Annotated in this window: 10 protein-coding genes; 7 read left to right on the plus strand and 3 right to left on the minus strand. The window is 62.3% G+C overall.

Annotated features, from left to right (window positions below):
• Nucleotides 1-76 precede the first annotated feature (76 nt).
• The 4 genes from QX124_RS01345 to QX124_RS01360 all read left to right on the plus strand — a co-directional run bounded on the left by QX124_RS01345 (nucleotide 77) and on the right by QX124_RS01360 (nucleotide 4,432).
• Nucleotides 77-1,396 carry an ATP-binding cassette domain-containing protein gene (locus tag QX124_RS01345; protein WP_315795838.1) on the plus strand — a complete coding sequence of 440 codons (1,320 nt, stop codon included), beginning with the start codon at nucleotides 77-79 and terminating at the stop codon, nucleotides 1,394-1,396.
• A gap of 45 nt (nucleotides 1,397-1,441) precedes the next feature.
• Complete coding sequence (locus QX124_RS01350) at nucleotides 1,442-2,227, plus strand: hypothetical protein (protein ID WP_315795840.1); 786 nt, start codon at nucleotides 1,442-1,444, stop codon at nucleotides 2,225-2,227.
• Between the two features lie 12 nt (nucleotides 2,228-2,239).
• Nucleotides 2,240-3,271, plus strand: coding sequence for a trypsin-like peptidase domain-containing protein (locus QX124_RS01355; RefSeq protein WP_315795842.1), 1,032 nt, complete (start codon nucleotides 2,240-2,242; stop codon nucleotides 3,269-3,271).
• A 225-nt stretch (nucleotides 3,272-3,496) separates the two neighbouring features.
• Nucleotides 3,497-4,432 carry a DUF817 domain-containing protein gene (locus tag QX124_RS01360; protein WP_315795844.1) on the plus strand — a complete coding sequence of 312 codons (936 nt, stop codon included), beginning with the start codon at nucleotides 3,497-3,499 and terminating at the stop codon, nucleotides 4,430-4,432.
• 146 nt (nucleotides 4,433-4,578) lie between these two features.
• Here the strand turns inward: QX124_RS01360 and QX124_RS01365 are convergent, their stop codons facing one another.
• Nucleotides 4,579-4,815 (minus strand): hypothetical protein, encoded by a 237-nt coding sequence (locus QX124_RS01365; protein ID WP_008963614.1) that lies wholly within the window; start codon nucleotides 4,813-4,815, stop codon nucleotides 4,579-4,581.
• Between the two features lie 219 nt (nucleotides 4,816-5,034).
• Here QX124_RS01365 and QX124_RS01370 point away from each other — a divergent pair, with 219 nt between their 5' ends.
• Nucleotides 5,035-5,409 carry a thiol-disulfide oxidoreductase DCC family protein gene (locus QX124_RS01370; protein ID WP_315737048.1) on the plus strand — a complete coding sequence of 125 codons (375 nt, stop codon included), beginning with the start codon at nucleotides 5,035-5,037 and terminating at the stop codon, nucleotides 5,407-5,409.
• 97 nt (nucleotides 5,410-5,506) lie between these two features.
• On the opposite strand, the gene QX124_RS01375 is transcribed toward QX124_RS01370, so the two are convergent.
• Nucleotides 5,507-5,827, minus strand: coding sequence for a hypothetical protein (locus tag QX124_RS01375; RefSeq protein WP_315736399.1), 321 nt, complete (start codon nucleotides 5,825-5,827; stop codon nucleotides 5,507-5,509).
• A gap of 445 nt (nucleotides 5,828-6,272) precedes the next feature.
• Nucleotides 6,273-6,785 (minus strand): hypothetical protein, encoded by a 513-nt coding sequence (locus tag QX124_RS01380; protein ID WP_315736400.1) that lies wholly within the window; start codon nucleotides 6,783-6,785, stop codon nucleotides 6,273-6,275.
• 292 nt (nucleotides 6,786-7,077) lie between these two features.
• On the opposite strand from QX124_RS01380, the gene QX124_RS01385 reads away from it, so the two are divergent.
• The gene (locus QX124_RS01385; RefSeq protein ID WP_315779244.1) at nucleotides 7,078-7,896 is read left to right on the plus strand and encodes a lytic murein transglycosylase; all 819 of its coding nucleotides are present in this window, start codon (nucleotides 7,078-7,080) and stop codon (nucleotides 7,894-7,896) included.
• 79 nt (nucleotides 7,897-7,975) lie between these two features.
• The gene (putA, locus tag QX124_RS01390) at nucleotides 7,976-11,629 is read left to right on the plus strand and encodes a trifunctional transcriptional regulator/proline dehydrogenase/L-glutamate gamma-semialdehyde dehydrogenase (protein ID WP_315795847.1); all 3,654 of its coding nucleotides are present in this window, start codon (nucleotides 7,976-7,978) and stop codon (nucleotides 11,627-11,629) included.
• The last annotated feature ends 110 nt before the right edge of the window (nucleotides 11,630-11,739 follow it).

Here is an 11,739-nt window from a genome sequence, read left to right on the forward strand (position 1 = left end):
CTCTCGATTGATCAGATCGATCGCCTTGTTCGGGCTATTACCAATAAGGACCTAGTCGAGGCGCCGTGGGTCATTGATGACTCAGCCAAAGTTGGTCGATCAAATCGAGGCGGAGATTCGATCTCTCGTCGAGAATAATGACTTGCGCGCGGCGCTTGAGCGACTGCGCCTCCTGATAATTGATTGCGCGCCCGCTCTCAAGGATGAAGTCACTCACTTGTTTTCGAGGCTAAATCGGTACGAACGTGCCGAACGACTATCAACGACTCAGACCGAAAACATAAACGATATCTCAATTGCCATTTTGAAGCTGCTCAAGCAGTTCAATTTTGGCTTCAAAAAGTTTCAGATGAGCGGTCGTGTGGTCGGAGTAGGAGAGAAGCTCGTGACCGTCGAACGCGAAGGACGTATCTCGGTCGACACAAATGAGCTTCGGCGTAGAATAATTGGCGAGATCTCAAAGACTGACGGAGGAAGTCCTTGCGTCTCGGCAACAGAAATAACCAAATCTCTCGGTGATGGGCGTTTCATGCTCGGGCCTGTCAGTCTCGAACTGAGGCTTGGTCAAATCAGTGTAGTGTGCGGTGATAACGGCAGCGGAAAAACGACACTGCTCAGACTGATCACAGGGAACTTGCGGCCGAGTTCTGGGGACATAAAATACTTTGGCTTTGGGCGGCCGATTGATTGGTTGTCGATTAAGGCGCAAATTGCATTCGTTTCGTCGGATCATTTGCGCTCAGAATCAAGTGTTAAGTCCACCCTGGAATTCATTTCTGCGACTTGTGGAAAGCTGAGAAAGGTCAATCGTCAAGCGGTTGATGATTATTTGGCGCGCTACAATTTAGAGGACGTTTCGCATAAGAACTGGTCAGAGTTGTCGGCTGGATTTCTGATGAGGGTTGACCTTGTAAGGTGTCTCCTCACTTCTCCGCGTCTGATTGTTCTAGATGAGCCGCTGGCTCATTTGGATTTTGCGGCTCGCGCCACGTTGCTTTCAGAATTGAAGGAATTGACAGCTTCTTTTTCGGCACCTGCGTCAATCTTGCTAAGTACCCATCACGTAGATGAGGTCGATTTGGTAGCAGATCAAATTATCATCTTGCGGCAAGGGAGGTGCGAGTTTGTCGGAGCGAGGTCGGAACTTTACGCGAAAGACGTGGGTTCGTCGTTCCAAATACTAGGTGGTCGCGGAGCGGTTAATATTGACCAATTTTATGGAATCTCCGGAATTAGGCAAATAGTGGAAGTGTTAGGTGGAGTTCAGTTGACCTTTAATGAAAAGATTTCAATCGCGGAGCTAATCGCCAGGACCAGCTCAGTCGACATGTCCTCCGTTCGATCAATTGTTGACGTTTCGTTTTCTGCGAAGAAGTTTCTGTTGGATTCAAGATAAGGGTCGCTTCTAATGTTGGAGAATTACTTCAGGATTAACAACCCAGTGCTGTATGCGCTGAAGTTTGATGTACTTCTGCTGGTGTTGGTTGTTGCTATTCCTTTGGCTGCGATCAGTTTTGTTGGTGTTTTTTCGTATCGCTTGGATTGGCTAGTTGCTCTGGTGGCGGGGATTTCTCTCGTGTTACTTCAGGAGTTTTCCAGTTGGAGACAAGGGGTAGTTAGAAGAGGGCTTTCGTACAGGCATGTCTTTGCGGCTGTGTATCTGTACGAGTTTCGAAACATTGCGATCGCGGTGCTGGCGTTCTTTGTTATTCCTCTTGTTGACTGTGTTCTCTTTTTTGGAAGCTCTTATTTCGGGTTGGTGCTAGTTTTCGTCTTTGTCCTGTCGATGGAGCTTCACCTTAGGTTGAGATACGGAAGTCATGCGGTTGATGACTATATTTATGAATTGGTGAAAGTCTCTGTTCTCGTGTTGAGTTTGATTGCTGTAATGTGGGGTCTTAGTTGGGTTGTGTTCCTTCAAGCGTATTTCTATTTGTATTTTGATCATCTTGTTGTTGGTTCCATCCTTCTGGCTAGCGCCTGGCTTGTTTTCCATTTTTGGGATGCGCGTAGCTCATCGATCCCTCGGGCGGCTAGGCGTGCTCAATTTGATGTGCTGATTGTCATATCAGTAGTCTTTTCTGGGCTGGGTGTCCTTCTCAAAACTGTGATCCAAGAGGAGGGCGCTTTGTTTATTTGTTATGCGATTTTCTATTGCTTGGCCGTGGCTGCTGTTGAAGTTGTCAATATCATTGGGTGTCCTATCTCGCTCGGCCCAGTAGATTGATGGTGCTCCATAATGGCAATTTCATCTGAAACAACTTTCGACCGCCTTCGTCAGCTTGTCGCCGGTGGGGAGCCGTTCGCTGCTGCGGAAGGTATTCGTGATCTCCTGAGGGGGGACCTTGCAAGCGGTGGGTCCGGGATCTCGACGAGTCGTTTGAACGAGATATCAGTTCAATTCGCTAGATTGAATCGACTGCACAAGGCGCGGCGGCTGTTGCAGATTTCGGCGGAAGACTTTGATCGCGATAGTGCCAGAATAGATGCGGCGCTGCTCGAAATGATTGACGATGTTGAAAGGCTATCTCTGCTGTTTCCGCCGGTGAGTGAGAAGCCTGTGCAAATTCCTTCGTCGGCGCTAGCTGGGGTGGAGAAGATCATTGGTCCTGTTAGCCAATTAAGGAGTCTAGCGTGGATTCGTAAGGGGCTGTCACGTGCTAGGGCTGTTTGTAGAGTGCGTACTCCGTCAGGAACTGGTAGCGGCTTTTTAGTTGGCGGCGGATATTTGCTAACTAACCATCATGTCATTCCGACCAGGGCGGATGCATCGAGTTCTGAGGTGGATTTCAATTTTGAAGATGATGAGAGTGGCAAGCTGAGGGACGTGGCAAGCTATTCACTTGATGCTGACTCTTTCATAACGAGTATGCGGCTGGACTGTACGGCTGTGAAGGTTATTTCGAGGGGCGGTGCGCGCGATCTCGCTGCATGGGGTGAGTTGACTTTGTCGAGAGAGGGTGTCGATCGGGGGGATAACGTTGTGATCATTCAGCACCCTCAGGGCGGGATAAAGCAGATTTGTCTCACGGACAACAAGGTAGTCAACTTGTTGGATGATCATATCCAGTACACGACTGATACAATGCCGGGGTCAAGTGGTGCGCCGGTATTCGATGATCGTTGGCTTGTCGTTGCAATACATCATCAAGGAGGTAATCTCATAGCAAGCCCGCGCGGTGGGCGTATTTTTGCCAATCAAGGTGTGAGAATTCGTTCAATTCTATCTAGCTCGGAGTTTTGTCGGATATTCGAGGTTGCACAGAATTGAGCCCCCTTGGATGCGCCGAGCTTGGCAGAGATTTGACGTTACGGAAGTTGCGATGACGTCGCACGGGTCTCTCGCACCGAAAGGCGGTGGCGGGGTGCCAGAGTTGGCCGACACGACATCTTGTCCGCAAATGTCCGTGTCCTTGCCGCAAGAGGCCGAACTTTGCGCAGACGGTGTTGGGCGCTCGGCTGCTAGGAATTAGCGTCTCACCGGACGCCGACTTCCATGCAAGACGACGAGTTTTCATCGGTCGCAGCGCACGACAGCGCCGCCGCCATCTGGCTGCCCCTGCGTCCGTTCATCGCCGCCGAAGCCCGCCTCGTTGCTCGCGCAGCCGAGACGCCCTGGACTGCCGGCCTCTACGAATTCCTCCGCTTCGGCGTGAAGCAGGGCTGGGCCTGCTTGTTTGGCGGCATCGCGGTGGCGCTGATGCTGTTGACGTGGCAGTTCTATCCGGCGACCGCGCCGCTCGCGCGCTATGATTTCCTCTTTCTCTGCATGCTCGGTGTTCAGGCCGCGCTGCTCGCCACAAGGCTCGAGACCTGGGAGGAGGCGAAGATCATCCTGATCTATCACCTCGTCGGGACAGTGATGGAGCTGTTCAAGACCGCGACCGGCTCCTGGATCTATCCCGAGCCGAGCCTGATCCGGCTCGGCGGTGTGCCGCTGTTCTCCGGCTTCATGTATGCCTGCATCGGCAGCTATCTCTGCCGCGTCTGGCGCCTGTTCGACTTCCGCTTCACCGGCCATCCGTCACGGCGTTGGCTGATCGGCTTGAGCGCGGCGGTCTACCTCAACTTCTTCACCGACCATTACGGGCTCGATCTGCGGCTGGTGCTGTTCGGCTGGGCGGCGCTGCTGTTTGCGCCGGCGACGGTTCACTTCAAGGTCTGGCGCGTGCACCGCGCGATGCCGCTGCTGCTCGGGCTTTTCCTGGTGTCGCTGTTCATCTGGCTATCGGAGAACGTCGGCACCTTCACGCGGGTCTGGCTCTATCCGCAGCAGGCGCATGGCTGGACCATGGTGTCGCCGGCCAAGCTCGGCTCGTGGTTTCTGCTGCTGATCATCAGCTACACGCTGGTCAGTCTGATCAACCGGCCGAGGGCGATGGACGCTGGCGACAGCGCTCTGTTGCGGGAGCGCCAGAAGCAAGCGGCATAGCGCACTGCCGTAGGGTGGGCAAAGGCGCTGGCACGGTGGTTAGGCTGGGGACGATGTGGCGCGCCGTGCCCACCGAGTGTCGCGGCAGGCACCTGATGGTGGGCACGCGCTGCGCGCTTTGCCCACCCTACGGCGGCGCGGCTGATCTACTTCTTCTTCGCCCCGACGCGCTCCAGCGACTTGATCTGAAGCGGCGGGCGGCCGGATTTTTCGGCGATGTCGCGGTCCTGCTCCATGATGAAGCCGCGGGCGGGCTCGTCGCCGTCGAGGCCGCCGAGCAGCTCGGCCGGGACGCGGCGGTTGGAGCGCTGCGAGCCGTCCTCGTAGGTCACGTTGAAGAAGGCGAATTCGCCTTTGGGATTGGAGCCGGGTTTTTTCGCCATGGATGGCGCTTTACGGCGGCGGGGCCGGTCCGGTCAATGCCAGAAAATGCTTATCCGCTGCCCGAATTTGACTTTTTTGTCATATGGTTTTCGCGGAATCGGCGGGGCAGCCAGAGCGATCACGGACCGGCCGGCGGGGTCCCGAAACTCCTCGATTTTGCCGGATGAAAGTGCGTTCATCGTGGACGTCTCACCCCGCCGCGAATGCAGCCCATGTCGATGCCCCAACTCACCATCTGGTACAACACGCGCTGCCCGGTCTGCGACGCCGGCATCGACTGGCAGCGCAACAAGCTCCTGGCGCTGGTGAAGTCGGGGCGGGTCGTGTTCAAGGACATCAACGAGGAGCCGCAGGCGCTGGCTGAGTTCGGTGTCGACGTCGACGACGTCCGCCGCCGCCTGCACGCCACCGACGAGGAGGGGGAGCTGATCACCGGCGCCGACGTGGCGCTGCTGCTGTGGGCGCTGACGCCCGGCGAGGGCTGGCTCGCCACGCTGTTCGGCAACCGCCTGGTGCGCCCGCTGACGCGCTTCGGCTACGACCGGTTTGCGGATGTGCTGTTCGCCTGGAACAAGCGCAGGGGGCATTGGTGAGGCGACGATTGAGAGGATCTCGCGCCGAGCTCAGCTTTTCACCTCTCCCCGCAAGCGGGGCGAGGGAGCGCACCGTCTGTGCAGCAACAGTTCGACTCTAACGCCGCCGCACCTTGACCTGGGCATGCACCCGCGTGCCGCCGCTCGGACCGTCCTCATCATCACTGCGGCCGAGCGCCATGATGGCGGTGCCCATCGCGGTTGAGCCGAAGGTGACGAAGAACGAGCCGAGCAAGAGGCCGATGGCGACGCCGGGCGAGTGGTCGGCGAAGATCAGGTGACGCAGGCCCCAGGGATCGAGCAGCAGCAATCCGCCGACCAGCACCACGGCCATGCCGAGGCCGAGCGCGAGGTTGATCGCGAGCAGGCGGAACAGAGGGATCTGGAGCAATCGGCGCTGGCGTTGATTGTGCTGCATCGGCGATCTCCCGAGGGATCGTGAACGACAATGATATCGTAGCATCGACGGCGGCAGGCTCAAGGCCCGAGCCGCCCGGGACGGACATGGCTGCGTCGCGGCGAGGGCGCGTCGTTTCGGGACAGGCTGGATCGAACGTGAGGTGCGGAGAGGGGGCTGCTTGCCGTGGTTGCCTGCTGACCTCGTCGGGATACGAGCCGTGATCTCACCTCACGCCGTCAATCCGGGACGCTCGCGCCAGCGAGCGAGCCCGGAATCTCGAGCTTGGTATGCAGATGCGTTCCTCAGCTCCAGATTCCAGGCTCGCTCTCTCCGCGGCAAATCAGCTTTGCTGATTTGCTGCTACGCGAGCGCCCCGGAATGACGGAACAAGGCGCCATGCTCAACACCACAGACTCAAATCGACGGCCGCCTCTGTCGCGTAAACCTCGGCCCACCGCAGCCCTCACGCCGCCTCGCCCTCCGCCACGCCATGCTGCCTGGCGATCACGCTCTGCCAGACGCTGGCGATGGCACGTTGCGTCTCCGGGGCGATCAGGCAGTGGCCCTCATTGTCGAAGCCGCAGAGGCGCACCGAGGGATCGTGCCTCACCTCGATCAGCGCCTTGTTGATCATCTCCAGCGACGCCATCACCTGGCCGATGTTCTGCAGCCGCGTGTGATGCAGGATGTCGATCAGGCGGAACATCATGATCGGCGGCTGGCCCATCGCAATGCCCGGCCGGCCGAACTCGAAGAACACGTTCACCGCCGGCAGCGCGCTCTGGATCTGCGCTAGGACCTTCGCCGCATCCTCGACGCTGCAGGCGACGAGATGCGTGCTCTGGGCGGGGAGGGCAGGCGTCGGCGGCGCCTCCGGGCCGAGCCCGAGGCCCGACAGCACCTGATGCTCGATCCAGCGCCGCACCTCCGGTGGCGCCGAGCGGATCTGGTCGGCAGACAGCGTAATCCCGATCATGGCGTCGTCTCCATTTCGGCCGTGGAGCCTAGGGAGTCATGATGGCGCGGTGTTGACGAGGATCAAGCGGGGGTGATGGAAGCTGCAGGCAGGGGGTGATCATGCATCTTGCCTCGTGCGCAGTGTACGCCTCCCCGCCCCAACCCTCCCCCGCAGGCGGGAGAGGGAGCGTACCGGCTCCGTGATCGGCGCTTTGCGGCACGCCGCCGCAGTTTTGACGCGAGCATTTCGCCCGTGCCATGATCGCGCTGCACTTGGAATCACGAAGCTCTGAACTGACGAAGGATCCCGCATGCTCTTGCGTCGTCTTGCCGTGCTGCTCGCGGCCTCGTTCTCGGCCCTCTCAGCGGCAAGCACCGCGCAGGCGGCGCGCTGCGGTGGCGATTTCAATACCTTCATCGCGGGCGTCTCGGCGGAGGCGCAGAGCGCCGGCGTCTCGGGCGGCACGATCAGCCAGGCGCTGTCGGGCGTGACGCTCGATCCGGCCGTGCTCGCCTTCGACCGCCGCCAGCGCTACACCTTCAACAAGAGCTTCGAGCAGTACGTCTCGACCCGCGTCGGCGCGGGCCGGATCAATGGCGGCCGCGCCATGCTGCAACGGCACGCGGCGCTGCTGTCGCGCATCGAGCAGCAATATGGCGTGCCGCGCCAGATCCTGGTCGCGATCTGGGGGCTGGAGACTGATTTCGGCAAGGGTGACATGGGCAAGCTGCCGGTGATCCGCACGCTCGCGACCTTGGCGCATGACTGCCGCCGCACCGAGCTGTTCCAGGGCGAGCTGCTGGCGGCGCTGAAGATCGTGCAGCGCGGCGATCTCACCTTGCGCGACCTCGTCGGCGCCTTCGCCGGCGAGATCGGCCAGACCCAGTTCCTGCCGTCGTCCTACATCAAATACGGCGTCGACTTCGACGGCGACGGCCGCGTCGACCTGCGCCACTCCACCGCCGACGTGCTGGCCTCGACCGCCAACCTGCTGCACAGCAACGGCTTCAAGATGGGCGCGCCCTATGACGAGGGCTCGGCGAATTTCGAGGCGATGCGCGAGTGGAACAGGGCGGTGATCTACCGCAAGACCATCGGCTACTACGCCGATCAGTTGATCGGGCGGTAGCGCTATCCGTCGCTCGCGACGTGCGCCAACGCCGCGTAAGCATGGCGAGTGACGGGGATCGCTTCAGAGGAGACGGGTCATGTCGCAGTCGCCGCCACGACCGTTCGCCGCGTTCGCTACCCGGGTCCAGCGCCAGAACGGGCTGCGCGCTGCGATCACCTCGGCCTATCGCCGCGCCGAGCCGGAGTGCATCGCGCCGCTGCTCGATCTCGCCGTGCTCCCGGAGGCATCGTCGGCACGAGCGGCCGGTCTGGCGCGGGATCTCGTCGTGCGTCTGCGCGGCAAGGCGCAATCCGGCGGCGTCGAGGGACTGATCCACGAATATTCGCTGTCGAGCCAGGAGGGCGTGGCCCTGATGTGCCTGGCCGAGGCGCTGCTGCGGATTCCCGACACCGCAACGCGCGATGCGCTGATCCGCGACAAGATCGCGACCGGCGATTGGCGCGCCCATATCGGGCACAGCCCGTCGTTGCTGGTGAACGCCGCGACCTGGGGCCTGATTGTCACCGGCAGGCTGACGGCCGCGGCAAGCGAGGATAGCCTGGCCTCGGCCGTCACGCGGCTCATCGCTCGCGGCGGCGAGCCGATCATCCGCAAGGGCGTGACGCTCGCCATGCGCCTGATGGGCGAGCAGTTCGTTGCCGGGCAGACCATCGACGCGGCGTTGTCCAACAGCCGGCCGTGGGAAGCGCTGGGCTTCCGCTACTCCTACGACATGCTCGGGGAGGCGGCGACGACGGCGGAAGACGCCGCGCGCTACTTCGCGGCCTACGAGACGGCGATCCATGCGATCGGGCGTCATTCGGCCGGTGCCGGCATCTACGAAGGGCCGGGCATCTCGATCAAGCTCTCGGCGCTGCATCCGCGCTATGTCAGCATCAAGCGCGGCCGCGTCATGGGCGAGCTGCTGCCGCGACTGAAGCAGCTGGTGCTGCTCGCGCGGCGCTACGACATCGGCCTCAACATCGACGCCGAGGAAGCGGACCGTCTCGACCTGTCGCTCGATCTGCTCGAGGCGCTCTGCCTCGATCCGGACCTCGCCGGCTGGAACGGCATCGGCTTCGTCATCCAGGCCTATCAGAAGCGCTGCGCCTTCGTCGTCGATTGGCTCATCGACCTCGCGCGGCGCTCGCAGCGCCGGCTGATGGTGCGTCTCGTCAAGGGCGCCTATTGGGACAGCGAGATCAAGCGCGCGCAGGTCGATGGCCTGGAGGACTTCCCGGTCTTCACCCGCAAGAGCCATACCGACGTGTCGTACCTCGCCTGCGCCCGCAAGCTGTTGCGCGCGCCGGACGCCGTGTTCCCACAGTTCGCGACGCATAATGCGCGAACCCTGGCATCGATCGTCGAGATGGCCGGCCCCACCTACGAGCGCGGCCAGTACGAATTCCAGTGCCTGCACGGCATGGGCGAGCCGCTCTATGAGGAGGTCGTCGGGCCGGCACGGCTCGGCCGCCCGTGCCGCATCTACGCCCCCGTCGGCTCGCATGAGACGCTGCTGGCCTATCTGGTGCGCCGGCTGCTCGAGAACGGCGCCAACACCTCCTTCGTCAACCGCATCGCCGATCCGGCCGTGTCCGTCGACGATCTGATCGCAGATCCGGTCGCCATCGTTCGCGCGTCGGAACGCCCCGGTGCCCCCCACGTCAAGATCAGGCGTCCGCCCGACCTGTTCGGCCCGGGCCGCGTGAACTCGGCCGGATTCGATCTCTCCGATCAGCGCGCGCTGGCGCGTCTCGGCGAAGGCCTGGTCACGAGCGCGAGCCTCGATTGGACGGCTGCGGCGCCCGGAGCGACCACCAGCGAAGGCGCGCGCCTCATTCGCAATCCCGCCGATCGCCGTGACGTCGTCGGCGCGGTCAGGGATGCCGCGCCTGCCGAGATCGAGGCGGCGCTGTCGCGTGCGGCGAACGCCGCGCCGGCCTGGGCCGCGACCAGCCCCCGCGCGCGCGCCGCATGCCTGCGTGCCGCGGCCGAGGCGATGGAGGCGCGTCGCCTCGTCCTCATCGGCTTGATCGTCCGCGAGGCCGGCAAGACCTTTGCGAACGCCGTCGGCGAGGTGCGCGAAGCCGTCGATTTCCTGCGCTATTATGCGGGCGAGATCGAACGTCTCTCCGAGGGCGATAGTCCCGACTCGCTCGGCCCCGTGGTGTGCATCAGCCCGTGGAATTTTCCGCTCGCGATCTTCACCGGCCAGATCGCGGCCGCACTCGCGGCCGGCAATTCCGTGCTGGCCAAGCCGGCCGAGGAAACGCCGCTGATCGCCGCCGGGGCCGTCCGCATCATCCATGAGGCCGGCGTTCCAGCGGATGTCCTGCAATTGCTGCCGGGCGACGGCCGCGTCGGCGCCGCGCTGGTCGGCGATCACAGCGTGCAGGGCGTGATGTTCACGGGATCGACCGACGTCGCGCGGCTGATCCAGAAACAGCTTGCCGAGCGCCTCGCCGTCCATGGACAGCCCGTGCCGCTGATCGCCGAGACCGGCGGCCAAAACGCGCTGATCGTGGATTCCTCGGCGCTCGCCGAGCAGGTTGTCGGCGATGTCATCGCTTCCGCCTTCGACTCCGCTGGCCAGCGCTGTTCGGCGCTGCGTATCCTCTGCCTGCAGGCGGACGTCGCCGACCGCATCCTGTCGATGCTGCACGGCGCGCTGCGCGAGCTTGAACTCGGCAATCCCGCGTCGTTGTCGGTCGATGTCGGCCCGGTGATCAGCGGCGAGGCCCGCGACACGCTCGATGCGCATGTCGCCAAGATGCAGGCGCGCGGCCATGCCGTGGAGCGGCTGCCGCTGCCGCCGCAGGCGGCGCATGGCACGTTCGTCGCGCCGACCATCATCGAAATCGGCAACATATTCGATGTCGAGCGCGAGGTGTTCGGCCCCGTCCTCCACGTCCTGCGCTACCGTCGCGAGCAGCTCGCTGACCTCATCGACGCGATCAACCTCACCGGCTATGGCCTGACCTTCGGCATCCATTCGCGCATCACGGAGACGATCGCGCGGGCGTCGAGCCGCAGTGCCGCCGGCAACATCTATGTCAACCGCAACGTCATCGGCGCAGTCGTCGGCGTGCAGCCATTCGGCGGCTCCGGCCTGTCGGGGACCGGGCCGAAGGCCGGCGGTCCGCTGTATCTGCGCCGGCTGTTCGCGATGCCGCCGCGCCAGCGGCTCATGGCGTCGCAGTCTGACGCGGTCTTGCGCTCTTACCTCGACGGGTTGCGCGCCAGCGGACATGCCGAGGCGGCGCTGGCGTGCGAGGCGCATGGGCCCCAGGTGCTGGCCGGCCTCGAGATCGAGTTGCCAGGACCCGTCGGCGAACAGAACATCTATCGCATCACCGCGCGCGGCGTCGTCGCTGCACTGGCGAGAAGCGAGCAGGCGTTGCTGGTCCAGATCGGCGTCATTCTGATGACCGGAAACGACGCGTTCGTCGAACGCGCCAGCCCTGCTTGTGCCGTGTTGGGACCGCTCACCAGCCGGCTGCGCGGCCGCCTGCGGATCGTCGACAGCTGGCGGGCTCTCCGCGATCTGCAGGCCGTGCTTTCCGACGGTGAGGCGGATGAATTGATCGCGCTCGGCCGCGACCTCGCCACGCGCCCCGGACCGATCGTCCCGCTCGTCACGCCGCGCGCCAGCGACGGCTGCTACGATCTCGACTGGCTGGTCACCGAGGTCAGTCTCTCCACTAACACCGCGGCCGCCGGCGGCAATGCCAGCCTGATGTCGATCGGCTGAGAAGACAGGTATTCCGTCCCGAGCTGGCTCGAGGCCGCAGGACAGGATAGGGGAGAACACCGTCATCGTCGGCCCGCTCCGCCCGCTGACGCACGCTTAGCTCCGATCGA

Origin of the sequence: Bradyrhizobium sp. SZCCHNRI3043 (assembly GCF_032377735.1) — a bacterium.
Classification (GTDB): domain Bacteria; phylum Pseudomonadota; class Alphaproteobacteria; order Rhizobiales; family Xanthobacteraceae; genus Bradyrhizobium.